Source organism: Teichococcus rhizosphaerae, assembly GCF_002631185.1.
Classification (GTDB): Bacteria; Pseudomonadota; Alphaproteobacteria; order Acetobacterales; family Acetobacteraceae; genus Pseudoroseomonas; species Pseudoroseomonas rhizosphaerae.
In genome coordinates this window covers 100,538-127,045 of record NZ_PDNU01000019.1, presented here as the reverse complement: position 1 = coordinate 127,045, position 26,508 = coordinate 100,538, and the positions used below count along the sequence as shown (strand labels likewise).

At 71.2% G+C, this 26,508-nt stretch carries 26 protein-coding genes and 1 pseudogene; 6 read left to right on the top strand and 21 right to left on the bottom strand.

Translation table 11 applies throughout. From position 1 onward, the window contains the following. The 3 genes and pseudogenes from CR162_RS11840 to CR162_RS11830 all read right to left on the bottom strand — a co-directional run. Window positions 1–190: pseudogene (locus tag CR162_RS11840) on the bottom strand (amino acid ABC transporter permease); the annotation flags it as partial. 3 nt (window positions 191–193) lie between these two features. Beyond that, entirely contained in the window at window positions 194–1,396 is a 1,203-nt protein-coding gene (locus CR162_RS11835) for an amino acid ABC transporter permease (protein ID WP_099095763.1), read from the bottom strand. Between the two features lie 153 nt (window positions 1,397–1,549). Further along, window positions 1,550–2,593, bottom strand: coding sequence for an amino acid ABC transporter substrate-binding protein (locus CR162_RS11830; RefSeq protein ID WP_099095762.1), 1,044 nt, complete (start codon window positions 2,591–2,593; stop codon window positions 1,550–1,552). 290 nt (window positions 2,594–2,883) lie between these two features. Here CR162_RS11830 and lhpI point away from each other — a divergent pair, with 290 nt between their 5' ends. After that, the gene (lhpI, locus tag CR162_RS11825; RefSeq protein ID WP_099095761.1) at window positions 2,884–3,816 is read left to right on the top strand and encodes a bifunctional Delta(1)-pyrroline-2-carboxylate/Delta(1)-piperideine-2-carboxylate reductase; all 933 of its coding nucleotides are present in this window, start codon (window positions 2,884–2,886) and stop codon (window positions 3,814–3,816) included. A 71-nt stretch (window positions 3,817–3,887) separates the two neighbouring features. On the opposite strand, the gene rpsO is transcribed toward lhpI, so the two are convergent. From rpsO to CR162_RS11745, 16 genes are all read right to left on the bottom strand, one after another. Then, on the bottom strand, window positions 3,888–4,166 hold the full coding sequence (rpsO, locus tag CR162_RS11820) for a 30S ribosomal protein S15 (protein ID WP_099095760.1): 279 nt from the start codon (window positions 4,164–4,166) through the stop codon (window positions 3,888–3,890). Between the two features lie 13 nt (window positions 4,167–4,179). Further along, window positions 4,180–5,169 carry a tRNA pseudouridine(55) synthase TruB gene (gene truB / locus CR162_RS11815; RefSeq protein WP_099095759.1) on the bottom strand — a complete coding sequence of 330 codons (990 nt, stop codon included), beginning with the start codon at window positions 5,167–5,169 and terminating at the stop codon, window positions 4,180–4,182. Window positions 5,170–5,236: 67 nt separating this feature from the next. Then, window positions 5,237–5,572 (bottom strand): acyl-CoA thioesterase, encoded by a 336-nt coding sequence (locus tag CR162_RS11810; RefSeq protein ID WP_218014886.1) that lies wholly within the window; start codon window positions 5,570–5,572, stop codon window positions 5,237–5,239. Window positions 5,573–5,637: 65 nt separating this feature from the next. Continuing rightward, complete coding sequence (gene rbfA, locus CR162_RS11805) at window positions 5,638–6,090, bottom strand: 30S ribosome-binding factor RbfA (RefSeq protein WP_099095758.1); 453 nt, start codon at window positions 6,088–6,090, stop codon at window positions 5,638–5,640. 122 nt (window positions 6,091–6,212) lie between these two features. After that, window positions 6,213–8,969, bottom strand: coding sequence for a translation initiation factor IF-2 (infB, locus tag CR162_RS11800; RefSeq protein WP_099095757.1), 2,757 nt, complete (start codon window positions 8,967–8,969; stop codon window positions 6,213–6,215). A 60-nt stretch (window positions 8,970–9,029) separates the two neighbouring features. Then, entirely contained in the window at window positions 9,030–9,641 is a 612-nt protein-coding gene (locus CR162_RS11795; protein ID WP_245870299.1) for an RNA-binding protein, read from the bottom strand. A 40-nt stretch (window positions 9,642–9,681) separates the two neighbouring features. Continuing rightward, a complete protein-coding gene (gene nusA, locus CR162_RS11790) occupies window positions 9,682–11,238 on the bottom strand; it encodes a transcription termination factor NusA (RefSeq protein ID WP_099095756.1) in 1,557 nt (518 codons plus the stop codon). Window positions 11,239–11,243: 5 nt separating this feature from the next. After that, window positions 11,244–11,831, bottom strand: a complete 588-nt coding sequence (gene rimP, locus CR162_RS11785; protein ID WP_408887456.1) for a ribosome maturation factor RimP — start codon at window positions 11,829–11,831, stop codon at window positions 11,244–11,246. Between the two features lie 134 nt (window positions 11,832–11,965). Next, a complete protein-coding gene (locus CR162_RS11780; protein WP_141563139.1) occupies window positions 11,966–12,508 on the bottom strand; it encodes a hypothetical protein in 543 nt (180 codons plus the stop codon). Window positions 12,509–12,576: 68 nt separating this feature from the next. Further along, window positions 12,577–13,269, bottom strand: coding sequence for a tRNA (guanine(46)-N(7))-methyltransferase TrmB (gene trmB, locus CR162_RS11775; RefSeq protein ID WP_099095753.1), 693 nt, complete (start codon window positions 13,267–13,269; stop codon window positions 12,577–12,579). Window positions 13,270–13,375: 106 nt separating this feature from the next. Continuing rightward, complete coding sequence (metK, locus tag CR162_RS11770; RefSeq protein WP_099095752.1) at window positions 13,376–14,563, bottom strand: methionine adenosyltransferase; 1,188 nt, start codon at window positions 14,561–14,563, stop codon at window positions 13,376–13,378. Window positions 14,564–14,749: 186 nt separating this feature from the next. Beyond that, window positions 14,750–15,490, bottom strand: a complete 741-nt coding sequence (gene dapB / locus CR162_RS11765) for a 4-hydroxy-tetrahydrodipicolinate reductase (protein ID WP_099095751.1) — start codon at window positions 15,488–15,490, stop codon at window positions 14,750–14,752. Window positions 15,491–15,596: 106 nt separating this feature from the next. Next, window positions 15,597–16,760: a molecular chaperone DnaJ gene (gene dnaJ / locus CR162_RS11760; RefSeq protein ID WP_099095750.1), complete on the bottom strand. Its 1,164-nt coding sequence runs from the start codon at window positions 16,758–16,760 to the stop codon at window positions 15,597–15,599. A gap of 92 nt (window positions 16,761–16,852) precedes the next feature. Further along, entirely contained in the window at window positions 16,853–18,778 is a 1,926-nt protein-coding gene (gene dnaK, locus CR162_RS11755) for a molecular chaperone DnaK (RefSeq protein ID WP_099095749.1), read from the bottom strand. A 78-nt stretch (window positions 18,779–18,856) separates the two neighbouring features. Beyond that, window positions 18,857–19,441, bottom strand: a complete 585-nt coding sequence (locus CR162_RS11750) for a GNAT family N-acetyltransferase (RefSeq protein WP_099095748.1) — start codon at window positions 19,439–19,441, stop codon at window positions 18,857–18,859. Between the two features lie 59 nt (window positions 19,442–19,500). After that, window positions 19,501–20,100, bottom strand: coding sequence for a nucleotide exchange factor GrpE (locus CR162_RS11745; RefSeq protein WP_099095747.1), 600 nt, complete (start codon window positions 20,098–20,100; stop codon window positions 19,501–19,503). 157 nt (window positions 20,101–20,257) lie between these two features. Between CR162_RS11745 and hemH the strand changes: the two genes are divergently transcribed. The 5 genes from hemH (at window position 20,258) to CR162_RS11720 (ending at window position 24,990) form a co-directional block, all read left to right on the top strand. After that, window positions 20,258–21,331: a ferrochelatase gene (gene hemH, locus CR162_RS11740; RefSeq protein WP_099095746.1), complete on the top strand. Its 1,074-nt coding sequence runs from the start codon at window positions 20,258–20,260 to the stop codon at window positions 21,329–21,331. Continuing rightward, a complete protein-coding gene (locus CR162_RS11735; RefSeq protein WP_099095745.1) occupies window positions 21,331–22,014 on the top strand; it encodes an HAD family hydrolase in 684 nt (227 codons plus the stop codon). Before hemH ends, CR162_RS11735 begins: the two co-directional genes overlap by 1 nt. Then, the gene (gene hemJ / locus CR162_RS11730) at window positions 22,014–22,466 is read left to right on the top strand and encodes a protoporphyrinogen oxidase HemJ (protein ID WP_099095744.1); all 453 of its coding nucleotides are present in this window, start codon (window positions 22,014–22,016) and stop codon (window positions 22,464–22,466) included. The genes CR162_RS11735 and hemJ overlap by 1 nt, the downstream gene beginning before the upstream one ends. A gap of 296 nt (window positions 22,467–22,762) precedes the next feature. Then, window positions 22,763–24,037 carry a transcription termination factor Rho gene (gene rho / locus CR162_RS11725; protein WP_099095743.1) on the top strand — a complete coding sequence of 425 codons (1,275 nt, stop codon included), beginning with the start codon at window positions 22,763–22,765 and terminating at the stop codon, window positions 24,035–24,037. 182 nt (window positions 24,038–24,219) lie between these two features. Further along, a complete protein-coding gene (locus CR162_RS11720; protein WP_099095742.1) occupies window positions 24,220–24,990 on the top strand; it encodes a GNAT family N-acetyltransferase in 771 nt (256 codons plus the stop codon). A 52-nt stretch (window positions 24,991–25,042) separates the two neighbouring features. On the opposite strand, the gene CR162_RS11715 is transcribed toward CR162_RS11720, so the two are convergent. Both CR162_RS11715 and CR162_RS11710 read right to left on the bottom strand, forming a co-directional pair. Then, window positions 25,043–26,020 (bottom strand): quinone oxidoreductase family protein, encoded by a 978-nt coding sequence (locus tag CR162_RS11715; protein WP_099095741.1) that lies wholly within the window; start codon window positions 26,018–26,020, stop codon window positions 25,043–25,045. Further along, window positions 26,017–26,487, bottom strand: coding sequence for a methylated-DNA--[protein]-cysteine S-methyltransferase (locus CR162_RS11710; protein WP_099095740.1), 471 nt, complete (start codon window positions 26,485–26,487; stop codon window positions 26,017–26,019). Before CR162_RS11710 ends, CR162_RS11715 begins: the two co-directional genes overlap by 4 nt. Window positions 26,488–26,508 lie beyond the last annotated feature (21 nt).

Below are 26,508 nucleotides of genomic sequence, written 5' to 3'. Positions count from 1 at the left end.
TGAAGCCCATCGCCCAGCGGATCAGCAGGTAGCCCAGCGCCAGGGTGACGGCGGTGGAGATCCAGGAGGAGAACAGGTTGGCCCGGGCCCAGGCCACCGGCCCCACCGCCAGCATCGGCGGGCGGCGTTGCGTGAGAGCGGCGTCCTCGGCGGGCCGGGGGGCGGAGGCTTCGGCGGCGATGTCGGCCATGGCTCAGCGCTCCACCAGCGCGATGCGCGCATTGTACCAGTTCATGAAGAGGCTGATCGACAGGCTGATGGTCAGGTAGACCACCATGATGATGGCGATGCCCTCGATCGCCTGGCCCGTCTGGTTCAGCGTGGTGTTCGAGATGGAGACGATGTCCTGGTAGCCGATGGCCACCGCCAGGGAGGAGTTCTTGGTCAGGTTCAGGTACTGGCTGGTCATCGGCGGCACGATCACGCGCAGCGCCTGCGGCAGCACGATCATGCGCATGATGCGGCCGCGCTGCAGGCCGAGCGCCTCCGCCGCCTCCCACTGCCCCTTGGGCACGGACAGGATGCCGGCGCGGACGATCTCGGCGATGAAGGCGGCCGTGTACATCACCAGCCCGATCAGCAGCGCGAAGTATTCCGGCGTGACGGTCAGGCCGCCCTGGAAGTTGAAGCCGCGCAGCGCCGGGATGTCGCCCTGCCAGGGCGCGCCATAGGCCGCCCAGATGGCGAGCGGCAGGCCGAGGACCAGCCCCAGCGCCACCGGCCACACCTTGCGCGGCTGGCCGTCGGCCATCTGCTTCGCGCGGGCGGAGCGGGCGTAGAAGAAGGCGCCGAGAATGCCGAGGACCAGCCCCAGCAGCGCGAAGCTGTGCGCGTCCTGCCACTGGATCCAGGGCAGCTTCAGGCCGCGGTTGGACAGGAACACGCCGGTCGCCGGGTTCAGCGACTGGCGCGGCGACGGCAGGCCCTGGAGGATGGCGTACCAGAACAAAAGCTGCAGCAGCAGCGGCAGGTCGCGCACCACCTCGATATAGGCGGCGGCGATGCGCGAGAGCAGCCAGTTCCTGGACAGCCGGGCGATGCCGATCAGCGTGCCGAGGATGGTGGCCACCACCACGCCGACGACGGCGATCTTCAGCGTGTTCAGCACGCCCACCAGCAGGGCGCGGGCATAGGTGTCGGTCGGGCTGTAGGGGATCAGGCTCTCGGCGACCGGCAGCCCGGCCTCGCGCGAAAGGAAGCCCCAGCCCGTGGCGATGCGGCGGACCTCGAGATTGTGCGCCGTGTTGCGGACCAGCCACCAGATGACGCCGGCCACCAGGCCCACCACCAGGATCTGCCAGATGATGGAGCGGAACCGTTCATCGGCCCAGGAGAGGCGGATTCCTCGCTTGGGCGGCGCGCGCAGCAGCCGGGGATCGGCGGCGGTGTCGGACATGCGTTGAAGCCCCGTTGTTTGTCTCTTTGCCCGCTCTTCCAGTGCGCTCCGCCGGAAGCCCCGGGCGCCCGAAGCGGGACGGGCAACGGGGGGCGGAGCGGGGAAGCGGGGCCGGCCATGCCGCCGGCCCCGCCATCGTTCGTCCGGCCGCCCTCAGCGGAACGGCGGCGAGTATTGCAGGCCGCCCTGCGTCCACTGCGCGTTCGGGCCGCGCTGGATGCCGAGCGGGGTCAGGTGCCTCTCGAAGATCTCGCCATAGTTGCCGACAGCCTTGATGACGTTGACCGCCCAGTTGTCGCTGACGCCCAGCATCTGGCCGAGGCCGCCGGTCTTGCCCAGCAGGCGCTGCGCCTCGGGGCGCTGGTCGTTCGCCGCGGCCTGCTCGACGTTCTTGCTGTTGATGCCGAGCTCCTCGGCGGCCACCAGGGCGTTGTGCGTCCAGCGCACCAGGTCGGCCCAGCGCTGGTCGCCATGGCGGACGGCCAGGGCCAGCGGCTCCTTGGAGATCACCTCCGGCAGGATCACGTGCTCGGCCGGGTTGGGCTGGGCGGAGCGGGTGGCGGCCAGGCCGGAGACGTCGGTGGTGTAGGCGTCGCAGCGGCCGGCGACATAGGCGGAGACCAGCTCCTCCAGCCGCTCAATGATGACGGGGGTGAACTTCAGGTTGTTGGAGCGGAACCAGTCGGTCAGGTTCTGCTCGGTGGTGGTGCCGGGCTGCACGCAGACCGTGGCGCCGTCCAGCTCCTTGGCGGACTTCACGCCCAGGCTGGACTTCACCATGAAGCCCTGGCCGTCATAGAAGTTGACGGCGAGGAAATCGAGGCCGAGCGAGGTGTCGCGCGAGAGGGTGGCCGTGGTGTTGCGGGCCATCATGTCCACCTCGCCCGACTGCAGCGCCGTGAAGCGGTTCTGCGCCGTGGTGGGGACGTAGCGGACCTTGCTGGCGTCGTTGAACAGCGCCACCGCGAGGGCGCGGCAGTATTCCACGTCGAAGCCCTGCCAGCGGCCCTGGCTGTCGGGTTGCGCGAAGCCGGCGAGGCCGGTGTTCACGCCGCAGCTCAGCGTGCCGCGCGACTTCACGGCATCCATGGTGGCGGCGCTCTGGGCCGGCTGCTGCGCCATGGCCGGCACCGCCAGGGCGACGGCCAGCGCGGCCGCGCCGAATACGCGAAAGGTCGAAAGCCGCATGGGCTTCATAAACACTCTCCCAATCTTGTCTGCCATCCGGCTGCTTGCCGGCGGCTCCTCCCCTGGATCCGGCGAGGCGGCACCGGGGCCGGGGTGGCCGCCGCGCCTCGCGCGCGGCATGCCGCCCAGAATGCCCGTTAGCCTCGCGGGGCGCCCGGCGCAATCATGACGCCATGCTTTCGCCCCAAAGGCAGTGCCGTTGCCACGAGTTTAGCAATCGGCATGCCATGCCACGCAACGGCTTTCCCCTTTTCCCCGCCGCCCTAGGATGACGCGACGACGGAGGAGAACCCTGCCCGATGCGCCTGATGGACAAGGCCGAGACGGAAGCCAGCCTGCCCTGGCCGGCGCTGCGTGACGCGCTGCGAGGCATCTTCCGCCAAGGCTGCGAGGCTCCGCTGCGCCACCGCCATCCCTTGCCGCAAAAAGAGGCAGCGGAGGGCTCGCTGCTGCTGATGCCGGCCTGGCAGGCGCACCGCTACACGGGCGTGAAGATCGTGCACGTGAACCCGGCCAATGCGCGCCAGCCGGGGCTGCAGGCGGTGCACTCGGTCTACCTGCTGTCCGACGGCGAATCGGGCCGGCCGCTGGCGATCCTCGATGGCGGCACCCTGACCGACCGCCGCACCGCCGCCGCCAGCGTGCTGGCCGCCACCTTCCTGGCCCGGCCGGACAGCCGCCGCCTGCTGCTGCTGGGCAGCGGCAAGGTGGCGCACGCCCTGGCCGAGGCCTATGCGGAGCGCTTCCCGCTGGAGGAGATCCGCGTCTGGTCCCGCCGGGCGGATAGCGCGGCGCGGCTGGCGGGCTTCCTCGCCGCCGCCGGCCTGCCCGCCCGCGCGACGGACAACGCCGATCCGACGGGGGCCGACATCGTCTCGGCCGCCACCCTGTCCGCCACGCCCCTGCTGCGCGGGGCCGAGGTGGCGCCGGGGACGCATGTGGACCTCGTCGGCGCCTTCCGCCCCGACATGCGCGAAAGCGACGCCGCGCTGGTGGCGCGTGCCAGCCTGTTCGTCGACACGCGGCCGGGCGCGCTGGCCGAGGCGGGGGATGTGGTGCAGGCCATCTCGGAAGGGGCGATCACGCCCGCGCACATCGCGGCCGACCTGTTCCAGCTCTGCCGGGGCGAGCATCCGGGGCGGCGCTCGGCGGAGGAGATCACGCTGTTCAAGTCGGTGGGCTGGGCGGGGGAGGATCTGGCCGCCGCGGTGCTGGCCTATGAGGGCGCATAAAAAAGGCCGGGGGAAGGAATTCCCCCGGGCCCCATCTTTTTTCTGTCTGTTCCGGGCGGGGCCCGGAGCCGTCAGCGGCGCAGGCCGAGACGCTCGATCAGGCTCTGGTAGCGGGCCTGGTTCTTGCGCTTCACATAGTCCAGCAGGCCACGGCGCTGGCCGACCAGCACCAGCAGGCCACGGCGGCTGTGGAAGTCCTTCGGGTGCGCCTTGAGGTGCTCCGTCAGGGAGGAGATGCGGTCGGACAGCAGGGCGACCTGCACTTCCGGGCTGCCCGTATCGCCTTCCTTGGTCGCGTACTCGGCGATGATCTTCGCGCGGCGCTCGATCTCGGTCACGTCGGTCGACATCGGCCTATGCCTTTCAGTCTGTCTCGCCATCCGCCAGCGGCTGGACGGGGAGGAGGGTGTTGTCGCCCGGGCTGAGCCAGCGCTCCGGCTTCACCAAGCCGGCGTCGAGGCGCACAAGACCCTTCAGGCGCTCCCCCGCCATTGCCCGCACAAGCCCACCGTCGGGGCTGGCGTCGCCGGGTATCCGCCCCATGAACTCGACCATGGAGATGGTCTGCCCGTAGGAGAGGCGTGCGGCCTCGGCTTCGGTGAGGGCCAGTGCCGGGATGTCGGCCAGCGCGGTCGTCACGGGAAGCAGAAGGTCCGGGGAAGGAGGCGGGGTATCCTCCGAACCGGTGAGCTTGTCCAGCGGAATCGCGTTCTCCTCCAGGAAGGGGCCGACCCGCATCCGCCGCAGCACCGTGATGTGCCCGACGCTGCCGGCGGCCTTCGCGATGTCGCGCGCCAGGCTGCGCATGTACACGCCCTTGCCGGACTGCACGGTGAACACCGCCGTGTCCGCGTCGGGGCGGGATTCGAGCTCGAACCTGTCCACCCGCGCGGGGCGCGCGGCCATCTCGGGGATCTGCCCGTCCCGCGCCAGGTCATAGGCGCGGGCGCCGTTGATCTTGATGGCCGAGAAGATCGGCGGCACCTGCATGATGTCGCCGATGAAGGCGGGCAGGGCGGCGCGGATCTGCGCGTCCGTCGGGCGCGCCTCGCTGGTCTCGATGACCTGGCCCTCGGCGTCGTCCGTGTCCCGCGCCTCGCCGAACTTCAGGGTGAAGCGGTAGGTCTTGGTGCCGTCCATGACGTAGGGCACCATCTTGGTGGCGGCGCCGAAGGCGATCGGCAGCACGCCCGTGGCCAGCGGGTCCAGCGTGCCGCCATGGCCCACCTTCTGGGCGTTGAAGGCGCGCTTGAGCCTGTTCACCACATCGGTGGAGCCGATGCCCGAGGGCTTGTCGACGATCAGCCAGCCATCCATCGGACGGCCCTTCGGCTTGCGGTTCGGGCGTGCCATGAAATTCTCTACAGATGCTGCATGTGAGCGAAGGGGCCCCGCCCCTCCGCGCTGTTCCGCCGGGCCTTCAGCCCGCGGGCAAGGGGCGCGGGCGGCCGGTGGCGTCGAGCGCCACGAAGGTGAACACCGCCTCCGTCACGCGGTTGGTGTGCTCGCTGTCCCGCTCGCGGCGCCAGGCCTGCACGCGGATGCGCATGGAGGTGCGGCCGGTGCCCAGCACCTCGGCGTAGAGGCTCACCTCGTCGCCCACCCGCACGGGGGAGTGGAAGGTGATGGCCTCCACCGCCACGGTGGCGCAGCGGCCCCGCGCGCGTCGGGCGGCGGCGTTGCCGGCGGCGAGGTCCATCTGCGCCATCAGCCAGCCGCCGAAGATGTCGCCCGCCGGGTTGGTGTCGGCCGGCATGGCGATGGTGCGGATCACCGGCGCCACGTCCGGTGGCGCGTCGGGCTGCGCGTCGGGGGCGGTGGTCACGCCGGGCCGTCCTCTCCCTCGCCGTCTTCCCGCCGCTCGGCGCCGGGCCTGGCGGGGCGGGGCTCGAGGTCCTGCCGCACTTCGGGCCGGCGCATCACGGCGTCGATCTTCATGGCGTAGTCCAGCGCCGTGTCGGGCTGGAAATGCATCTCGGGGGCGAATTTCAGCCGCACGGCGCGCGCAACCTGGGTGCGCAGATAGGGCTGCACGCGGCGCAGCCCCTGCAGCTCCTCCTTCGTCACGGCGCGCCCGAGGGCGGCGACGAAGCAGGTCATGTGCTTGAGGTCGGGCGAGGCGCGCACCTCGGTGACGGTGATGTGCCGCCCGTCGAGATCCGGGTCGTGCATCTCGCCGCGCAGGAACACGGCGGAAAGGGCGTGGCGCACTTCCTCCGCGACGCGGAGCATGCGCTGGCTGGGAGCGCCGGCGGTGGCAGGTTTCTTGGCCATGGTATGTCCGGGGAACAGCTCCGGCCCCTTGGCGTCGGCGGGACCCCGTCCCACCCCTGACCGGCAGCTTGCAGAAAAAAGAAGGGGGTGCCGGGGGAATTCCTTCCCCCGGCTCTGTCCGGTCAGACGGCGGCCACCGTCTCGGTCTCGTAGCACTCGATCTGGTCGCCGACCTTGATGGCGTCGTAGTTGGCGAAGCTCATGCCGCACTCGTAGCCATTGGTGACTTCCTTGACGTCGTCCTTGAAGCGCCGGAGCGTCGCCAGCTCGCCCTGGTGGATGACGATGCCATCCCGCAGCAGGCGGACGCCGCAGCCGCGGCGGACCACGCCCTCGGTGACGCGGCAGCCCGCGATGTTGCCCAGGCGCTTGACCTCGAACACCTCGAGGATCTGCGCGTAGCCCAGGAACTTCTCGCGCTGGATCGGCGCCAGCTTGCCGCGCACCAGCTGCTCCACGTCATCCGCCACCTCGTAGATGATCGAGTAGTAGCGGATGTCCACGCCGTCCCGCTGCGCCAGCTCCCGCGCCTGCGCGGTCGCGCGGACGTTGAAGGCGACGACGATGGCGTTGGACGCCTTGGCGAGCTGGATGTCGCTCTCGGTGATCTGGCCGACCGCCGAGTGCAGCACCCGCACCTTCACCTCGTCGCGCGACAGCTTGTTCAGGGTCACGCCGAGCGCCTCGGCCGAGCCCTGCACGTCCGCCTTCACGACGACGGCCACTTCCTTCTGCTCGCCGGCGGCGACGCGGGCCATCATGTCGGCCAGCGTGCCGCGGGCGGCGCCGGCGGCGGCGGCCTGCTTCTCCCGCAGCTTGCGCTGGCGGAACTCGCTGATCTCGCGCGCCCGGCCCTCGTCCTCGACGAAGGAGAGCTGCTCGCCCGCCGCCGGAACGCCGGACAGGCCCAGGATCTCGACCGGGAGGGAGGGGCCGGCCTCCTTCATCTGGCGGCCCTTGTCGTCGAGCATGGCGCGCACGCGGCCCCACTCGGCGCCGGCCACCACCATGTCGCCCTGGCGCAGCGTGCCCTTCTGCACCAGCACCGTGGCGACGGGACCGCGGCCCTTGTCGAGCTTGCTCTCGATCACGGTGCCCTCGGCGCCCCGGTTCGGGTTCGCCTTCAGGTCCAGCACCTCGGCCTGGAGGAGGATGGCCTCCAGCAGCTTGTCGAGGTTCATCGCCTTGGTGGCGGAGACCTGGATCTCCTGCGTGTCGCCGCCGAGGGACTCCACCACGATCTCGTGCTGCAGCAGCTCCTGCCGCACGCGGTCGAGGTTGACGCCCGGCTTGTCGATCTTGTTGACCGCCACGATCAGCGGCACGTTCGCCGCCTTCGCGTGGTGGATCGCCTCGATCGTCTGCGGCATCACGCCGTCATCGGCCGCCACCACCAGCACCACCATGTCCGTCACGCTGGCGCCGCGGGCGCGCATGGCGGTGAAGGCGGCGTGGCCCGGCGTGTCGATGAAGGTGACCTTCTGGCCGCCCTGCACCGTCACCTGGTAGGCGCCGATGTGCTGGGTGATGCCACCCGCCTCGCGCGCCGCCACGTCGGTCTTGCGCAGCGCGTCCAGCAGGCTGGTCTTGCCGTGGTCGACATGGCCCATGATGGTGACCACCGGCGGGCGCGGCAGCAGCGCCTCGTCGGTGTCGACGGTGCCTTCCAGCCCCTGCTCGACATCCGACTCCGAGACGCGGCGCACGCGGTGGCCGAACTCGTTGACCACCAGCTCCGCCGTGTCGGCGTCGATGGTCTGGGTCAGCGTCGCCATCACGCCCATGCGGAACAGCGCCTTCACCACCTCGCCGCCACGGGCGGCCATGCGGTTGGCGAGCTCCTGCACCGTGATGGCTTCCGGCACCACCACGTCGCGCACCACCTTCACGCCGTCCGAGCGGAGGCGCTGCAGCTCCTGCTGCCGGCGCTCGCGCTCGCGGGCACGGCGGACGGAGGCCATGGAGCGGCTGCGCTCGTCCTCGCCCTCGATCGCGGCGGCGACGTCGATGCGGCCGTCGCGGCGGCGGTCGCCACCGGCGGCAGGCTTCTTGGCGGGCGCGGCGGCCGGCTTCTTGGCCGGCATGGCGGGCATGCCGGGGCGGCGCGCGGCGGGACGGCGCTCCTCCTCCTCGCCCTCGCGGCCACGCAGCGTCAGGCGCGGCGCGGCACCGGCCGGCGCGGCGGCCGCGCCGGCGGCGGGCGCACCGGGGCGGCGCGGCGCGCCACCGGGACCGGCGCCGGGGCCACCGGCCGGACGCGGGCCCATCGGGCGCGGACCACCCGGCGCGGCGGCCGGGCGCGCCGCGGGAGCGGCCACGGGCGGCGGCGGCGCGTTGCGGCGCGCCTCCTCCTCCACCTTGCGGCGGGCTTCCGCCTCGACCTTCTCGCGCGCTTCCTGCTCGGCGCGCAGCGCGGCCTCCTCGGCGGCGCGGCGCTCCTCCTCGGCCTTGCGGGCGGCCTCCTCGGCGGCGCTGCGCACCATCAGGGCCTGGCGCTCGCGCTCCTCGCGCTGGCGCTGGGCCTCCTGGCGGCGCATCTCCTCCAGCACGCGCAGGCGGTTGGCCTGCTCGGCCTGGGTCAGCGGGCGGCCGGTGGCCGAGCCGCTGCCGCCACGGCTCACCGGGCCGCTGGCGCGCTGCGGGCCACCCGCGGGGCGGGGGCCGCCGGCCTGCTGCGGGCCGCCGGCGGGCTTGGCGCCCGGCGCGGGCGGGCCACCGGCGCGCTTCTTCACCACCTCAACCTGCACGGTCTTGCCGCGACCATGGCTGAAGGACTGCCGCACAGTGCCAGCCGCCTCGGTCTTCCCACGGTCCATGAGGCCGCTGGGCCGAAGGCTCAGCCGGCCCTTGGCAGCATCCTGTTCATTCTGGTCGCTCATTCGTTCGCCTGAACCCGATCCGTCTTGTGCCATCAATCCAATCGCGAGCCGTTGCCGGGCTCACGTCCCCGCTCCGTTCGCGATACCGGAGACAGCGGCCAGACGGCCCGCCTCCTGCACCAACATGTCGGCGATCCGTCCGGGGGCTATCGCCACGTGCACCGCATGATCCCGTCCGAACACCGCGCCCAATTCCCTTGCCGTCAGAACATCAATCACGGGGGCTTTCCGGCTCCCCATCAGCCTCGCCCGCTCGGCGGGGCTGCCGTCACTCGCCTCGACCAGCACGGCGGCCCGTCCGGCCTGCAGCCATTCGCGCACCTGCTGGAAACCGCCCACGGCCTGCCCGGCCCTGCGCGCGAGCCCCACCTGGTCGCGAATGCGAACCCTGAGGCCAGTCTCGATCCGGGCGCGAAGGTCGGGGGGCAATTGCACCTGCCCGCGGGCCGCCCTTGAGAAGGCGCCGCGGGTCAGGCCGCGTTCTAGCACATCGGCCCGCGCGCTCAACCACATTCCCCGCCCGGGCAGCCGCCCGGCGAGATCGGGCACGACCTGCCGGTCCGGCCCCAGCACGAAGCGGATCATCGCTTCCTTGGGCAGGCTCTCCCGCGTCACGATGCAGCGGCGCAGCGGGCCTTTCAGCTCCGGCTCGGGCCCATCCTCTCCGGGGATGCCCTGGAGGACATCCTCGGGGATGGGGGCCGGCGCGGTGTCAGGATTGCTGGTCGTCACCCTTCTCCTCGGCGCTGCCCTTCTCCTCCGCCGCGAACCAGTGCTCGCGCGCGGCCATGATGATGGCGTTCGCCGTTTCCTCGTCCACCGCCTCGGTGCCGAGTATCTCGATCAGCTCATCGGCCGCCAGGTCGGCCAGGTCGTCGAGCGTCTTCACGCCCTTCTCCCCCAGCGTCACCAGCATGGCGGGGCTGAACCCACCCGCCTCGGCCACCGCGTCCTCCACGCCGAGCGCGCGGCGCTTCTCGTCCAGCTGCTCGTCGCGGCGGTCCAGGAAGGCCTGGGCGCGGCGCTTCAGCTCGGCCGCGACATTCTCGTCGAAGCCCTCGATGCCGGCGAGATCCTCGTCGGGCACCTCGATCAGCTCCTCGGCGGAGCCGAAGCCCTCGGTCACCAGCAGGCCGGCGATGACGTCGTCCACGTCCAGCGCCTCGACGAACAGGCCGGTCCGCTTGCGGAACTCCTCCTGCCGCCGCTCGCTTTCCTCGGCCTCGGTGAGGATGTCGATGTCCCAGCGCGTCAGCTGGGAGGCGAGGCGGACATTCTGGCCGCGGCGCCCGATGGCCAGGGAGAGTTGGTCGTCCGGCACGACGACTTCAACCCGCTTGCTGTCATCGTCCATCACCACCTTGGAGACCTCGGCGGGGGCGAGGGCGTTCACCACGAAGGTCGGGTTGTCGGCCGACCAGGGGATGATGTCGATCTTCTCGCCCTGCAGCTCGGCCACCACCGCCTGCACGCGGCTGCCGCGCATGCCGACGCAGGCGCCGACCGGGTCGATGCTCGAGTCGCGGCTGATCACCGCCATCTTGGCGCGGCTGCCCGGGTCGCGGGCCACGGCCTTGATCTCGATGATGCCGTCATAGATCTCCGGCACCTCCTGCGCGAACAGCTTGGCCAGGAAGCCCGGATGGGTGCGGCTGAGGAAGATCTGCGGCCCGCGCGGCTCCTCGCGCACGTCGTAGATATAGGCGCGCACGCGGTCGCCGTTGCGGAAGGCCTCGCGCGGGATGGTCTCGTCGCGCCGCAGCAGGGCCTCCGCCCGGCCGAGATCAACCATCAGGTTGCCGTACTCGGTGCGCTTGACCACGCCGTTGACGATCTCGCCCACGCGGTCCTTGTACTCGTTGAACTGCTTGGAGCGCTCGACCTCGCGCACCCGCTGCACGATCACCTGCTTGGCGGTCTGGGCGGCGATGCGGCCGAAGTCGATCGGCGGCAGGGGATCCACGATGAACTCGCCCACGGCGCAGCCGGGGCGGATCTTCTGCGCGATGCGCAGCGGGATCTGCGTCGCCTCGTTCTCGACCGGCTCGGCCTCGACGATCTCGGTCCAGCGGGACAGCTTCACCTCGCCCGAGCGGCGGTCGATGACGGCGCGGATGTCCTTCTCGTGCCCGTACTTGGCGCGGCCGGCCTTCTGGATGGCCTGCTCCATCGCCTCCAGCACCTCGTCCCGCTCGATCATCTTCTCGCGGGCGACGGCCTCGGCGACCTGCAGCAGCTCCGGGCGGGCAATGGCAACGTCTGCGGCCATGGTCCTCAGTTCCTCCTGGCGTGGGGCGGGCGGCCGGGTTCCTCGCCGGAGTCGTCCTCCGCCTCCTGGAACCGGGAGGCCTCGGCCGCGGTGGCAGCGATCAGCGCATCGGTCAGCACCAGCTTGGCGCGGCGGATGTCGGTCCGGGGCAGCGCCACCTCGGCGCCCTCCTCCAGCCGCAGCCGCACCACAGCCTCGTCCGCGCCCAGGATGATGCCCCGGAAGCGGCGCCGACCCTCGAAGGGAATGCTCATCTCCGCCGTCGCCACATGGCCGGCGAAGCGCAGCCAGTCCTTGGTGCGGGTCAGGGGGCGGTCGATGCCGGGGGAGGAAACCTCGAGGTTCCACTCGCCGGTGAAGGGGTCGTCCACGTCCAGCACGGCGCCGGCGGCGTGGCTGATCGCCTCGCAATCGGCCACGCCCACGGGACGGCCATCGGCGCGGTCCGCCATGATCTGGACGGTGGGCGTCTGCTTGCCCTGGATCAGCACGCGCACGATCTCATACCCCATCGCCGACAGCGTGGGCTGGATGGCGGCGGCGATGCGGGCCTCGAGGCCCTCGTTCTGGGGAAGATCGTCTTCCAAAAACAAAAAAGGCGGCCCGTTAAGGCCACCCCCCTGACTGTGCAGCGAAGATGTTCTGCCGCTCATATAATCCGGCGCCCCGGTAAACACAAGAAAACCCGCGCTTCCCTCGGCATCTCCAGGGGCTGGCGCGGCGCGGGTCAGCCCTGCGCCGGCAGCGCACGGCCGAGGCGCGCCACATGGCTCACGCGGCAGCGGCCATGGGTGCGGGCGGTCAGCACGGCGCCGGAAAGGCGGTTGTCGTGCAGCTGCGCCAGGCCAAAGCCGTGCAGACGCAGCAGCAGGAAGTGCCCCGTCACCCGCACCAGATAGAGGCCGGGCTCCAGCCCGCCGCGCCGCGCCAGACCCAGCAGGGTGGGCCGGCCGGCGAAGGGAAGGTCGGACAGGGGGAGCGGGGTGCAGCGCACCCCGGCCATGCCCAGCGCCGCCACCACGTCGCGCCAATAGGCGGTGACGATCTCGCCCGTGGCAGGGTAGTGCGCGGGCGAGGCGGCGCGCAGCAGGTCGCAGGCCCGGGCGTAGCTGCAACCGCTCGCCAGCGCCACGGCCGCGGGGCCGCACCAGGGCAGGTGCCCGCCCCGCTCGGCGGCCAGCGCCTCGGCGCCACGGCGGCCCGCTTCATGCTCGGGATCGGGAAAGGGCTGCGACATCACCACCACACGTTGTCGTGATGTGACGGGCACGTCAATTCCCTGAATCAATCCTCAAAAATGAGATGCCTTACCGTGGCGGCTTTGCAACGCAGGGTAGCTTAACCCTGGCGGCGCCACACCCAGTACATGGGTTGCCGGCCCTCCCGCAGCGCCTTGGCCTCGTAGCGCGTGCCAGGCCAGCCGGCGGGGCGGGCCAGGTCGAGCGAGACGCGGGTGAAGGCGTCCTGCGCCTCCATCACCTCCGCCACCCAGGCCTGATAGGTGGGGTCGTCGGTGGCGATGCGCCATTCGCCGCCCGGGCGGATCGCCCGCGCCAGCACCGGGATGATGCTGGGATGGACGAAGCGGCGCTTGGCGTGGCGGGCCTTCGGCCAGGGATCGGGAAACATCAGGAACAGCCGGGACAGGCTGCCTTCGGGCAGGGCGCGCAGCAGGCGGCGCGCATCCTCCGTCCAGAGGCGGAGATTGGGCGGCAGCGGCGCGGTGGCTTCCTGCCCCTCCGGCACCAGCCGCGTCAGCAGCGAGCAGATGCCGTTCTCGAACACCTCGGAGGCGATCAGCCCCGCCCCGGGGTTCGCCGCGACCTGCTCCAGCGCGTGCTCGCCCCCCCCGAAGCCGACCTCCAGCCAGAGCTCGCGCGGGCGCGCGGGAAAGGCGGCCAGCGGGTCGGCGGGATCGAAGGCGAGGCGGGGCAGCGTGACGTCCAGCAGCCGCTGCTGCCGCTGCCGCAGCGGATGGCCACGGCGGCGGCCATAGAGCCGGTCGGGGACAGGGGGCGGCGCTTCGCTCATGCTGGGGAAAACCGTGTGGATTCGGGGGAAAACATTCCCGGAACGCCCCGCCTGGCAAGGGCAGGGAAAAGGGGGAGGGGGCGTGCCCCCTCCCATGGCCCGCGGCTCAGCGGCCGAAGGCGCGCTTCAGCTCGGCCGCCAGATCCGTCTTTTCCCAGGTGAAGGTGCCCTTCTCCAGGTCCGGCGTGCGGCCGAAATGGCCATAGGCCGAGGTCGGCGCGTAGATGGCGCGGTTCAGGTGCAGGTGCTCGCGGATGCCGCGCGGCGAGAGGTTGACCATCTCGTTGACGACCTTGGCCAGCTTCACCTCGTCGATGTCGCGCCCCGTGCCGTGCAGGTCGAAATACACCGAGAGCGGCTTGGAGACGCCGATCGCGTAGGAGACCTGGATGGTGCAGCGCTCGGCCAGGCCCGCGGCCACCACGTTCTTGGCCAAGTAGCGGCAGGCATAGGCGGCCGAGCGGTCCACCTTGGTCGGGTCCTTGCCGGAGAAGGCGCCGCCGCCATGGGGCGCCGCGCCGCCATAGGTATCGACGATGATCTTGCGCCCCGTCAGGCCGCAATCGCCGTCCGGGCCACCGATGACGAAGGTGCCGGTCGGGTTCACGTAGAACTCCTCCTCCGGCACGCTCCAGCCGGCGGGGAGGCTGGTCTCGACGATCGGCCGCACCAGCTCGCGCACCTGCTCCTGCGTCATCCCCTCCTCATGCTGGGTGGAGACGACGACGGAGGCGACGCCCACCGGCTTGCCATCGACGTAGCGCAGCGTGACCTGGCTCTTGGCGTCAGGCAGCAGGCCGGCCACCGACTTGTCGTTGGTGCGGCGGCGCTCGGCGATGCGGCGCAGGATCAGGTGGGCATAGTAGAGCGGCGCCGGCATCAGGTCCGGCGTCTCGGTGCAGGCATAGCCGAACATGATGCCCTGGTCGCCCGCGCCCTCGTCCTTCTCGCCGGCGGCGTCGACGCCCTGGGCGATGTGCGCGGACTGCGCGTGCAGGTGGCAGGCCACCTCGGCGTTCTTCCAGGAGAAGCCCTCCTGGTCGTAGCCGATGTCGTGCACGGCCATGCGCGCGAGGTGCATCAGCAGCTCGGGCGTCACGCTCGCCGGGCCGCGCGTCTCGCCGGCCAGGATGATGCGGTTGGTGGTGACCAGCGTCTCGCAGGCCACGCGGGCATACGGGTCGGCTTCCAGGAAGGCGTCCAGCACCGTGTCGCTGATGCGGTCGGCAACCTTGTCGGGGTGGCCTTCGGAGACGGACTCCGAGGTGAACAGATATTCGCCCTTGTCGCGCATGGCCTTATCGTCCTCTTGTCGCGATGGCGACCGGCTCGCCCCGGCCTGGCTATCCCCCGCGGAATCGCGGCCGGGCTGTTTCGCAAGCGCCGCACGGGGGGTCAAGGGAGGAAGGGGCAGGGCAGAGCCGCGTTTCACGGCCCCGCCACACAAGGGGGGAGGCGGCGCGGCCGCCCCGGGACGGGCTCAGCCCATCCCCAGCACATGCTTCATGTCGTAGAGCCCGGGCGGCTGCTTCGCCGCCCACAGCGCCGCCCGCACCGCCCCGGTGGCATAGACGCGCCGGTCGAAGGAGCGGTGGGTGAGGGCGATGTGCTCGCTGCCGGCGGCGAAGAGCAGGGTGTGCTCGCCCACCACCTGCCCGCCGCGCAGCGCCGCGAAGCCGATCGGGCCGGTGGCGCGGGGGCCGGTGTGGCCGTCCCGCCCGCTTTCCATGCCGACCTCCTCCAGCGTCCTGCCGCGCCCGCGCGCCACGGCGCGGCCAAGGCCGATGGCGGTGCCGGAGGGGGCGTCCACCTTCTGCCGGTGGTGCATCTCGACGATCTCGGCATCGTACTGCTCGGGCGGCAGGACGGCGGCCATGCGCTCGGCCATGGCGAAGAGCAGCGCGACGCCCGGCGAGAAGTTAGCGGCATAGACCACCGGCACGCTGCGCGCGGCCTCGGCCACCGCCGCCTCCTGCGTGGACGAAAGGCCGGAGGAGCCCAGGATGAGCGGCCTGCCGTGCCGCGCGGCCAGCGCCGCATGCGCTTCCGCCGTGGCGGCGTTGGTGAAGTCGATCACCGCGTCGCTGCCGGCGAAAAGCGCCTCGGCGTCGTCATTGCGGCCGGTGCCGCCCGCCAGTGTGGCGCCCGCCGCCGCCACTTCCTCGGAAAGGAGCCTGCCCATGCGGCCGGAGATGCCGGCGATGCCGATGCGGAGCGTCATGCTGTTTCCCGTGAAACAAGAGGCGGTGGCGGGCGCCACCCTGCCACCCCGGCGGTGGATGGGAAAGCAGGGGAGGCCGCGCCTCCCCCCGGCCGGTGGCGTGTTGCTAGCGGCCCAGCCCGTCCCAGAAATCCTTCACCTTGGCGAAGAAGCCCTCGCTCTCGGGCGACGAATTGCCGTTCTGCCCGACCTCGCCCTCGAACTGCTCCAGCAGCTCGCGCTGGCGGGCAGTGAGGTTCTGCGGGGTTTCCACGGCCACCTGTACATACATGTCGCCCCGCGCCGCCGAGCGCAGCACGGAGAAGCCCTTGCCGCGCAGGCGGAACTGGTCGCCCGTCTGGGTGCCGGCGGGGATGGTGACGCGCGAGCGCCCGCCATCGATGGTGGGCACCTCGACCGCCCCGCCCAGCGCGGCCTGCGTCATGCGCAGCGGCACGCGGACATAGATGTTGGCGCCGTCGCGCTGGAACAGCGCATGGGGCCGCACCGAGATGTCCACGTAGAGGTCGCCCGCCGGCGCGCCGCGCAGCCCGGCCTCGCCCTCGCCCGAGAGGCGGATGCGCGTGCCGTCCTCCACCCCGGCCGGGATGGTGACGTTGAGCGTGCGCTCGCGCTGCACGCGGCCCGCGCCCTGGCAGACCTTGCAGGGGTTCTTGATGACGCGGCCGGTGCCGCCGCAGGTGGGGCAGGTGCGCTCGATCAGGAAGAAGCCCTGCTGCGCCCGCACCTTGCCGGCGCCGGCGCAGGTCGTGCAGGTCTGCTGCGCGCTGCTGGCCTTGCCCTCGGCGCCGGTGCCGTCGCAGGCATCGCACTGCACGCTGGTGGGCACGCGGATGGTCTTGCGGCTGCCGGCGAAGGCCTCCTCCAGCGAGATCTCCACCGCGTGGCGCAGGTCCGCGCCCCGGCCGGTGGCCGCCCCGCCGCCGCGCCGCCCGGCGCCGCCGCCGAACTGGCCGAACATCTCGGCGAAGATGTCCTCGAAGCCGCCGCCGCCGAACGGATTGCCGCCGAAGCCGCCCGCGCCCGGCCCGCCGCCCCCGCCACCCTCGAAGGCGGCATGGCCGAAGCGGTCATAGGCGGCGCGCTTCTCGGCGTCCTTCAGCACGTCATAGGCCTCGTTCACCTCCTTGAAGGAGGTCTCGGCCGCCTTGTCGCCCGGGTTGCGGTCCGGGTGATACTTCATGGCGAGCTTGCGGTAAGCCTTCTTCAGCTCATCCTCGCTCGCCCCCCGGGCCACGCCCAGGGTCTCGTAATAGTCCTTCTTGGCCATGGTGCGGCCTGTCCCCCAAGCTCCGGAACGACGATGCGCCCGACCCCGTCGCCGGAGCCGGGCGCCCGATATTCAGTTCAGCGCGTGGCGCCTCAGCTGGGCTTCTTCTTGTTCGGGTCGACGTCCTCGAACTCGGCGTCCACCACCTTCTCGCCCGGCTTGGACTCGGCGCCCGCCTGCGCCCCGGCCTGGGCTTCCGCCGCGCCCTCGGCGGGGGCGGCCTTGTAGACGGCCTCGCCCACCTTCATCGCGGCGGCACCGAGGCGCTCGGTCGCCGCCTTGATGGCGTCGAGGTCGTCGCCCTCGCGCGCCGTGCGGGCGGCGGACAGCGCGGCCTCGGCCTCGCCCTTCTCGGCCTCCGGCACCTTCTCGGCGTTCTCCTTCAGCGACTTCTCGGTGCTGTGGATCAGCGCCTCGAGCTGGTTCTTGGCCTCGACCGCCTCGCGCCGCTTCTTGTCGGCCTCGGCATTCGCCTCGGCGTCCTTCACCATGCGCTCGATATCGGCGTCCGACAGGCCGGACTTGGCCTGGATCTTGATCTGCTGCTCCTTGCCCGTCGCCTTGTCCTTGGCGCTGACCGACACGATGCCGTTGGCGTCGATGTCGAAGGAGACCTCGATCTGCGGCACGCCGCGCGGGGCGGGGGTGATGCCCTGCAGGTCGAAGTTGCCGAGCAGCTTGTTGTCGGCCGCCATCTCGCGCTCACCCTGGAACACCTTGATGGTGACCGCGGTCTGGTTGTCGTCCGCCGTGGAGAAGGTCTGGCTCTTCTTCGTCGGGATCGTCGTGTTGCGGTCGATCAGCCGGGTGAACACGCCGCCCAGCGTCTCGATGCCGAGGCTCAGCGGCGTCACGTCGAGCAGCAGGACATCCTTCACCTCGCCCTTCAGCACGCCGCCCTGGATGGCGGCGCCGATGGCGACCACCTCGTCGGGGTTGACGTTGCGGGCCGGCTCCTTGCCGAAGAAGGTCTTCACCGCCTCGATGACCTTGGGCATGCGGGTCATGCCGCCGACCAGGATCACCTCGTCGATCTCGCCGGCGGACAGGCCGGCATCCTTCAGCGCCAGCTTGCAGGGCTCCAGCGTCCGCTGCACCAGGTCGTCCACCAGGCTCTCCAGCTTGGCGCGGGAAAGCTGCAGGACGAGGTGCTTCGGCCCGGTGGCGTCGGCGGTGATGAAGGGCAGGTTGATCTCGGTCTGCTTGGCCGAGGACAGCTCGATCTTGGCCTTCTCGGCGGCTTCCTTCAGGCGCTGCAGGGCGAGCTTGTCGCCGCGCAGGTCAATGCCGTTCTCCTTGCGGAACTCGTCGGCCAGGTAGTCGATCACCCGCTGGTCGAAGTCCTCGCCGCCCAGGAAGGTGTCGCCATTGGTGGACTTCACCTCGAACACGCCGTCGCCGATCTCCAGGATCGAGACGTCGAAGGTGCCGCCGCCGAGGTCATAGACCGCGATGGTGCCGGTGGCCTTCTTGTCCATGCCATAGGCCAGGGCGGCGGCCGTCGGCTCGTTGATGATGCGCAGCACCTCGAGGCCGGCGATGGCGCCCGCTTCCTTGGTGGCCTGGCGCTGGCTGTCGTTGAAGTAGGCGGGGACGGTGATGACGGCCTGCGTCACCTTCTCGCCGAGATAGGCCTCGGCCGTCTCCTTCATCTTGGTGAGCACGTTGGCGCTGATCTGCTGCGGCGCCATCTTCTGGCCGGCCGCCTCGACCCAGGCATCGCCATTGTCGGCGCGGATGATCTTGAAGGGGGCGAGGCCCGCTTCCTTCTGGACCATCTTGTCGTCGAAGCGGCGGCCGATCAGGCGCTTCACGGCGAACAGCGTGTCGGTCGGGTTGGTCACCGCCTGGCGCTTCGCGGCCTGGCCCACCAGGCGCTCGCCGTTCTTGGCGAAGGCGACCATGGAGGGGGTCGTGCGCGCGCCCTCGGAATTCTCCAGCACCTTCACGTCGCCGCCTTCCATGATGGCGACGCAGCTGTTCGTGGTGCCGAGGTCGATGCCGATGACTTTGCTCATCCGAGTTCTCCTTTGCGGCGGATGAGGGCGGCCCTGTCTCTGGCGCCGCGCCCATCCCCTGTTCTCATCAGGCGGGTGTTAGGGGTGACCGCCCGGCGGGGAAGAGAAGCCAGGCGGTTGTGACTGCGATGTATTGAGCCGCGCCGCCCCGGACAAGGGCGACTTGTCCTGGTTGCGCAAAAAACGTGCAGCGGAGCAGAGGAGATACTCCACCCGCTTGCCGTTGCGCGGGTCGGTGGCCTGGCCGGCGGGGCGGAAGCCCAGCCGGAGGTGGAAGGCCATGCTGGCCGGGTTGGGCGGATCGAGATTGACCTCGCAGCCCAGCGCCGCCACGCCCGGCGATGCCGCCAGCGCGGCATAGAGGCGGCGGCCGATGCCACGGCCCTGCGCCGCCGCCTCCACCACGATGCGGTCGATATAGGCGGCCTCGGGGTGGCGGAGGCGCATCCAGCGGTGGTTGGGGCCGTGCTCGGGCGTGGAGGGGCCGAAGGCCAGCAGGAAGCCGAGCGGGCGGCCCCCCTCCCAGGCGGCGAGCGCCAGCAGCGCACCGGCGCATCGCGCGGCGAAGTCCGCGGCATCGAGCGCGTTCACCGCCTCGGCGTGGCGGTTGTTCAGGGCCAGCAGGGCGGGGTGGTCGGCCGGCCCGACGGGCCGGAGCGCCATGCCGGCCGGGGCAGGGAGGGGAGGCGCCCCTTCCGGCTCCCTGTGCCCCGCCGCGCCGCTCATGCGGTCTCGGAAACGCCCTCGCCGGCCACCACCACCATGGCGGGCTTCAGCAGGCGGCCGTTCAGCGTCCAGGCCGGGGTCCAGGCCTGGATCACCGTGCCGGCGGCAACACCCTCGGGCGGCGGCTGCTGCGCCATCGCCTGGTGCAGCTCGGGGTCGAAGGGCTTGCCGGCGGCATCGTGCCGCGCCACGCCGTTCCGCTCCAGGATGGAAAGGAAGGCGCGCTCCACCCCCTCGAAGCCGCCGCGCAGCTTGGCCAGCAGCTCGGCCTCGCCCTCCTGCTGGGCAGGCAGGGCCTCGAGGCCGCGGCGCAGGTTGTCGGCCGCCTCCACCACGTCGCGGGCGAATTTCTGCACGGCATAGGCCCGCGCATCCTCCACCTCGCGCTTGGTGCGGGCGCGCAGGTTCTGCATCTCCGCCTCGGAGCGCAGCCAGCGGTCCTTCAGCTGGGCGATCTCCGCCTCCAGCTCGGCGATGCGCGCCATGGCGTCGGCGGGCTGGACGGGGGTCTGCTGCTGGTCGGCGGCGGTGGCGTCGGCCGGCGTTTCCGCGGGCGGGGTCTGGTCGTTCATCACGGGATCATTCTTTTCAGTCATGTCAGCGCCTGCAAGGCCATTTCAGGCCTCCACCTAGGGAAGCCGCGCGGCCGGAACAAGGAATGGTTGCGACATGGCTGGGCGGCGGGCGCGGATTCCGCCGCGCCGCCACCGGCTGCCTCTTGACCAAAGCCCCGTCCGTGGCATCTCCGGAACCATGTCCGCATCCCACCGCCTCCGCGTCGCCATCATCCTGTTCAACCTCGGCGGGCCCGACGCGCCGGAGGCGGTCCGGCCCTTCCTCGAGAACCTGTTCACCGACCCCGCCATCCTGCGGGTGCCGGGCTTCATCCGGCCCTGGCTGGGGAAGTTCATCGCCGCGCGCCGCACCAAGGCGGCCAGCGAGAACTACGCCATCCTCGGCGGCAAGTCCCCGCTGCTGGAGCTGACGCAGGAGCAGGGCAGGGCGCTGGCGGCGGCGCTGGCGCCCGAGATGGAGGCGCGCTGCTTCACCGCCATGCGCTACTGGCACCCCTTCGCGGAGGAGGCGGCGCGCGCGGTGAAGGCGTGGGGCGCGGACGAGGCGGTGCTGCTGCCGCTCTACCCGCAATTCTCCACCACCACCACCGGCTCCTCCATGGAGGACTGGAAGGCGGCCTGTGCGCGGGTGGGGCTGGAGCTGCCGACCAAGGCGCTGTGCTGCTTCCACTCGGACGAGGATTTCGCCCGCTCCACCGCCGCCATGGTGCGCGCCGCCCATGACGCCGCCCGCGCCGAGCTGCCGGCCGGCGTGGCGCTGCGCCTGCTGTTCTCGGCGCACGGCCTGCCGGAAAGCATCGTCAAGCGGGGCGATCCCTATCAGTGGCAGGTGGAGCGCACGGTGGAGGCGGTGGTGGACCGGCTCGGCATCGCCGGGCTGGACCATGGCATCTGCTACCAGTCCCGCGTGACGCCGCAGAAATGGATCGGACCCTCGCTGGAGGAGGCGCTGGAGCAGGCGGCGAAGGACAAGGTGGCGGTGCTGGTCAGCCCCATCGCCTTCGTGTCCGAGCATTCCGAGACGCTGGTGGAGCTGGACGTGGAATACAGGGAGCTGGCCCACAAGCTGCACCTGCCCGGCTATTTCCGCGTGCCGGCGCAGAACAGCGACGCCGGCTTCATCGGCGCGCTGGCCGGGCTGGTGCGCCGCGTGCGCGGCGGCAACCGCGCGCTCTGCTCCTTCGCCGGCGCCCGGCAATGCCCCAAGGCGCACCGCGACTGCCCGCATGCCCGCGCCCGCGAGGCGGCGTGATGCGCGCCTCCCTTTCCCCGGCCCGGCCCGCCGCCATCCTGTTCGACTGCGACGGCGTGCTGGCCGACAGCGAGGCGCTGGCCGCCCTGGTCGTCTCGGAGGAGCTGACGGAGCTCGGCTGGCCGGTGGCGCCCGAGGCATGCCAGCACATCTTCCTGGGCCGCGCCGTGCCGGACATGATGCCGCTCATCGAGCAGCGCGTCGGCCGGCTGCCGGATGACTGGCCGGCGCGGATGTCCCGCCGCCTGACCGAGCGCATGGCGCGCGACGTGGTGCCGGTGCCCGGCGCGCTGGCCACGGTGGCGGCGCTGGCGGAGGCGGGCGTGACGCTGGCCTGCGCCTCCAACTCCTCGCGCGCCGAGCTGGCGGCCAAGCTCGGGCGGCTGGGGCTGGACAGCGCCTTCGGGGGGCGGGTCTTCTCCTTCGAGGATGTGGACCGGCCGAAGCCCCATCCCGACATCTACCGCGCCGCCGCGCGGGCCTGCGGCGCCGCGCCGGAGGATTGCGTGGTGGTGGAGGACAGCCTGCCCGGCATCCGCGCCGGCCGCGCCGCGGGCTGCCGCGTGCTGGCGCTGGTGTGGGACATGCCGGAGGCCCTGCTGCGCGCCGAGGGCGCCGAGCCCTTCCGCGCCATGGCGGAGCTGCCCGGCCTCCTGGGGCTGGAGCCGCTGGAGGTGGCGTGATGGATCTGGGCTTCCTGGCCGGCTGGTATCCCTGGACCAAGTCGCTGCACCTGCTCTCGGTCTTCGCCTGGATGGCGGGGCTGTTCTACCTGCCGCGCCTCTATGTCTACCACACGCCGGCCGAGCCGGGCTCGGCGCAGAGCGAGCTGTTCAAGGTGATGGAGCGCCGCCTGCTGCGCGGCATCATGAACCCGGCGATGATCTCGGCCTGGATCTTCGGCACCACCCTGGTGCTGACGCCCGGCGTGGTGGACTGGTCGGCCGGCTGGTGGCACGGCAAGCTGGCCGGGCTGCTGGGGATGACCTGGTTCCACCACCACCTGAGCGCCGCCCGCAAGGAGTTCGCCGCCGATGGCAGGCGCCGCACAGAGCGCTACTGGCGGGCGGTGAACGAGGTGCCGACGGTGCTGCTGGTGCTGATCGTCGTCATGGTGATCGTGAAGCCATTCTGAACGGCATGTCACGACCGCCGGGGCCGTGTCGAAAAACGGCGGAAAAGCCTTGAAAAACGCCCCGGCCTGTCTACTTTTGCCGTTGACGGAACCGGGTGGGCGAACTTAGCCTCGCGGCGCTTCTCGTCGATGGCGCCAAGCGCAGGGTTCACGCCTGCTCTGGCGCCGAGACTCCCTCCTCCTTATCCGGGACATGGCCGGCCGCCTTCATGCGGTCACGGCTCGCAGGCAGGCCGCGTTGCCCGCCCCCCGCAGATGTCCCGACTGCTCCCGCCGGAACGGAATGCGTCCGACCCATGCATCTTTCTGAACTCAAGGCCAAGAGCCCCGCCGACCTGCTCGCTTTCGCCGAGTCGCTGCAGATCGAGAACGCATCCATCCTGCGCAAGCAGGACATGATGTTCGCGATCCTGAAGCAGCTGGCGGAGAATGATCAGGCGATCCATGGCGACGGCACGCTGGAGATCCTGCCGGACGGCTTCGGCTTCCTGCGCAGCCCCCAGTCCAACTATCTCCCCGGTCCGGACGACATCTATGTCTCCCCCGCCCAGGTCCGCCGCTTCGGCCTGCGCACGGGCGACACGGTGGAAGGGCAGATCCGGGCGCCCAAGGACGGGGAGCGCTACTTCGCCCTGCTGAAGGTCAACACCGTCAATTTCGAGCCGCCCGAGGCGCTGCGGCACCGCATCAACTTCGACAACCTCACCCCCCTCTATCCGACGCGCCGGCTGAAGATGGAGAACCCGGAGTTCGAGAGCGTCGCGAAGGGGATGCAGAAGGACTACACCCCCCGCGTCATCGACCTCGTGGCGCCGATCGGCATGGGCCAGCGCGCCCTGGTGGTGGCGCCGCCGCGCACCGGCAAGACCGTGATGCTGCAGAACATCGCCCGCAGCATCAGCGCCAACCACCCCGACGTCTTCCTGCTGGTGCTGCTGATCGACGAGCGCCCCGAGGAAGTGACCGACATGGCCCGCACCGTGCGCGGCGAGGTGGTGGCCTCCACCTTCGACGAGCCGGCCACCCGCCACGTGCAGGTGACCGAGATGGTGCTGGAGAAGGCCAAGCGGCTGGTCGAGCACAAGCGCGACGTGGTGATCCTGCTCGACTCCATCACCCGCCTGGGCCGCGCCTACAACTCGGTCGTGCCCTCCTCGGGCAAGGTGCTGACCGGCGGCGTGGACGCCAACGCGCTGCAGCGGCCGAAGCGCTTCTTCGGCGCCGCGCGCAACATCGAGGAAGGGGGCTCGCTGACGATCATCGCGACCGCCCTGATCGACACCGGCAGCCGCATGGACGAGGTGATCTTCGAGGAGTTCAAGGGCACCGGCAATTCGGAGCTGATCCTCGACCGCAAGCTGTCCGACAAGCGCATCTTCCCGGCGATCGACATCACCAAGTCCGGCACGCGCAAGGAGGAGGTGCTGATCGACCGCGCGACGCTCACCAAGATGTGGGTGCTGCGGCGCATCCTGAACCCCATGGGCACCCAGGACGCGATGGAGTTCCTGCTGGACAAGCTGAAGTACAGCAAGACCAACCAGGACTTCTTCGACGCCATGAACACCTGATCTCCGCCCGCCCCGCTTGCGGGGAGCCGGGCAGGAGGGATGCGGGGCCGGGGGAAAGACATTCCTCCGGCCCTTTTTCGTTCCTCCGCCGCGTGGCTGCCCTTCCGGTATCGCGTGGCTCTGCCGCTGGCGCGCCCTCGCCCCGGCGCTAGGCTGCGGGCTCCTGGAGGAGAGGGGAGCGGATGCAGGGCAGATCCTGGCAAGGCGTTTCGGTGATGGAGCTGGAGCGGGCCTCGCACACGGCGGTGCCGGCCCTTCGGACAGCCTTTGACGGGCCGTTCCTGCTGCGCGCCTTCCTGGGCGGCACGGGGCGGGCGAACGCCGCCAGCTCCCTCGACCCGGCGCAGGATGCGGGGCTTCCGGCGCGGCTGGAGCGGATCGCGGAGAACTACCGGCGGCTCGGCCTGGCGCCACGCTTCCGCTCCACCCCGCTCGACCCGCCGGGGCTGGAGGAGGCGCTGCTGGAACGCGGCTACCGCGAGGCCGACGCGTCGCTGGTGATGGCCGGACCCCTGGCCGCCTTCGCCACCCCCGGGGCCACCCCGGACGCCGCGCTGGAGGTGCTGCCGGCGCCGACCGAGGAATGGCTCGCGGTGGTCGCCACGGCCGAGTACCAGACGGAGCAGCGGCGCGCCGAGAAGCTGCGCGCGCCCGCGCTGATGATGGTGCCCGCCGCCTGGCTGGTGCTGCGGGTGGAGGGGCAGGCGGCGGCGGTGGGGCAGGTGGCGGCCGACGGGCGGCTGCTGGGCTTCTTCGACATCGCGACCGCGCCCGCCTTTCGCCGGCAGGGGCTGGCGCGCCGCCTGCTGGCGGCCGCGGCGGCCTGGGGACGGGCCCAGGGCGGCACCACGGGATGGCTGCAGGTCTCGGCCGCCAACGCGCCCGCCCGGGCGCTGTACGAGGCGCTGGGGCTGCGCGAGATCTACCGCTACCGCTATTTCCTGCCCGGCTGAGCCGGCGTTTCCCGCGCCCCGCCGGCCGGGCCGCTGGCCGCCGGGCTCCGCTTCAGGGGATGAACACCGTGCTGCCGGTGGTCTTGCGCCCTTCCAGGGCCCGGTGCGCCTCGGCCGCGTCCTTCAGCGCATAGGTCTGGTTGACCTCGATCCTGACCGCGCCGGACAGCACGACGGAGAACAGGTCGGTGGCGGTGGCCACCAGGTCGGCGTGCTTGGCGGTGTAGGTGGCGAGCGTCGGGCGGGTCAGGAAGAGCGAGCCCTTGGCGGCGAGGATGCCGATATCGACCGGCGGCACGGCGCCCGAGGCGTTGCCGTAGGAGACCATCATGCCGAGCGGCGCGAGGCAGTCCAGCGAGGCCATGAAGGTGTCCTTGCCGACGCTGTCATAGACCACCGGCAGCATGGTGCCGTTGGTGATCTCCTTCACCCGCGCGGGCAGGTCGTCCTGGCCCGGGATCAGCACGTGCTCGGCGCCATGGGCGCGGGCCAGCGCGGCCTTCTCGGGGGTGGAGACGGTGCCGATGACGGTGCAGCCGAGCTGCCTGGCCCACTGGCACATGATCAGCCCGACACCGCCGGCGGCGGCATGCACCAGGATGGTCTCGCCCGGCTTCACCGGATAGGTGCGGCGCAGGAGGTACTGCGCGGTCATGCCCTGGAGCATCATGCCGGCGGCCGTCCTGTCGTCGATCCCGTCGGGCAGCTTCACCAGCCGGTCGGCCTTGATGGTGCGGGCCTGGCAATAGGCGCCGATGGGCGCCATGGCATAGGCCACGCGGTCCCCCACCACGAGATCGGAAACCTCGCTGCCCACCGCCTCCACCACGCCGGCCGCCTCCATGCCCAGCGTCGCGGGCAGGGAAGGGAGCTTGTAGAGGCCGGTGCGGAAATAGACGTCGATGTAGTTCAGCCCCACGGCGCCGTGGCGGACCAGCACCTCGTCGGGCTTCGGCGCGGGAACCGGCACTTCCTCCCACACCATCTTCTCGGGGCCGCCATGTTCGTGGATGCGGATGGCATGGTTCATAGGAGGGTTCCTTGCTGGCGGAGGCTGCGTCGTTCGAGGTCCAGGAGATAGCGCTTGGTGGCGGATCCTTCGCCCCCGGAATAGCCGCCCAGCGCACCATTGGCCCCGACCACGCGGTGGCAGGGAATGATGATGGGGATGGGATTGGCGCCGTTGGCCTGCCCGACCGCCCGCGCCACCGAGCCGATGCTGGCGGCGAGCGCGGCATAGCTGCGGGTCTCGCCGGCGGGGATGCCTCTCAGGGCTTCCCAGACCTTCCGCTGGAAGGCGCTGCCATGCGGGGCCAGGGGAAGGTCGAAGACCACCCGCTGCCCATCGAAATAGTCCTGGAGCTGGTCGCGCGCGGCGAGGAGCAGAGGGGTTTCCGTCTGGTCCCGGCCACGGCCCCAGTCGAGCGCGACAATGGTCCCATCCTCCTCGGACAGGGTGAGCGCGCCGAGGGGGGAGAGGAGTGAGAGCTGCGGCATGCGGATACGATTCGACACGGG

Bases quoted from the DNA above. Each gene is read 5' to 3' on its own strand.
- rho (WP_099095743.1), top strand. From the start codon at position 22,763: ATGCATCTTTCTGAACTCAAGGCCAAGAGCCCCGCCGACCTGCTCGCT.
- CR162_RS11810 (WP_218014886.1), bottom strand. From the start codon at position 5,572: ATGCCGGCCGACACCAACCCGGCGGGCGACATCTTCGGCGGCTGGCTG.
- CR162_RS11715 (WP_099095741.1), bottom strand. From the start codon at position 26,020: ATGAACCATGCCATCCGCATCCACGAACATGGCGGCCCCGAGAAGATG.
- dnaK (WP_099095749.1), bottom strand. From the start codon at position 18,778: ATGAGCAAAGTCATCGGCATCGACCTCGGCACCACGAACAGCTGCGTC.
- truB (WP_099095759.1), bottom strand. From the start codon at position 5,169: ATGGCACGCCCGAACCGCAAGCCGAAGGGCCGTCCGATGGATGGCTGG.
- hemH (WP_099095746.1), top strand. From the start codon at position 20,258: ATGTCCGCATCCCACCGCCTCCGCGTCGCCATCATCCTGTTCAACCTC.
- CR162_RS11750 (WP_099095748.1), bottom strand. From the start codon at position 19,441: ATGGCGCTCCGGCCCGTCGGGCCGGCCGACCACCCCGCCCTGCTGGCC.
- CR162_RS11710 (WP_099095740.1), bottom strand. From the start codon at position 26,487: ATGCCGCAGCTCTCACTCCTCTCCCCCCTCGGCGCGCTCACCCTGTCC.
- CR162_RS11735 (WP_099095745.1), top strand. From the start codon at position 21,331: ATGCGCGCCTCCCTTTCCCCGGCCCGGCCCGCCGCCATCCTGTTCGAC.
- CR162_RS11745 (WP_099095747.1), bottom strand. From the start codon at position 20,100: ATGACTGAAAAGAATGATCCCGTGATGAACGACCAGACCCCGCCCGCG.
- CR162_RS11835 (WP_099095763.1), bottom strand. From the start codon at position 1,396: ATGTCCGACACCGCCGCCGATCCCCGGCTGCTGCGCGCGCCGCCCAAG.
- rbfA (WP_099095758.1), bottom strand. From the start codon at position 6,090: ATGGCCAAGAAACCTGCCACCGCCGGCGCTCCCAGCCAGCGCATGCTC.
- nusA (WP_099095756.1), bottom strand. From the start codon at position 11,238: ATGGCCGCAGACGTTGCCATTGCCCGCCCGGAGCTGCTGCAGGTCGCC.
- trmB (WP_099095753.1), bottom strand. From the start codon at position 13,269: ATGAGCGAAGCGCCGCCCCCTGTCCCCGACCGGCTCTATGGCCGCCGC.
- dapB (WP_099095751.1), bottom strand. From the start codon at position 15,490: ATGACGCTCCGCATCGGCATCGCCGGCATCTCCGGCCGCATGGGCAGG.
- CR162_RS11830 (WP_099095762.1), bottom strand. From the start codon at position 2,593: ATGAAGCCCATGCGGCTTTCGACCTTTCGCGTATTCGGCGCGGCCGCG.
- rpsO (WP_099095760.1), bottom strand. From the start codon at position 4,166: ATGTCGACCGACGTGACCGAGATCGAGCGCCGCGCGAAGATCATCGCC.
- CR162_RS11720 (WP_099095742.1), top strand. From the start codon at position 24,220: ATGCAGGGCAGATCCTGGCAAGGCGTTTCGGTGATGGAGCTGGAGCGG.
- metK (WP_099095752.1), bottom strand. From the start codon at position 14,563: ATGCGCGACAAGGGCGAATATCTGTTCACCTCGGAGTCCGTCTCCGAA.
- hemJ (WP_099095744.1), top strand. From the start codon at position 22,014: ATGGATCTGGGCTTCCTGGCCGGCTGGTATCCCTGGACCAAGTCGCTG.
- dnaJ (WP_099095750.1), bottom strand. From the start codon at position 16,760: ATGGCCAAGAAGGACTATTACGAGACCCTGGGCGTGGCCCGGGGGGCG.
- lhpI (WP_099095761.1), top strand. From the start codon at position 2,884: ATGCGCCTGATGGACAAGGCCGAGACGGAAGCCAGCCTGCCCTGGCCG.
- infB (WP_099095757.1), bottom strand. From the start codon at position 8,969: ATGAGCGACCAGAATGAACAGGATGCTGCCAAGGGCCGGCTGAGCCTT.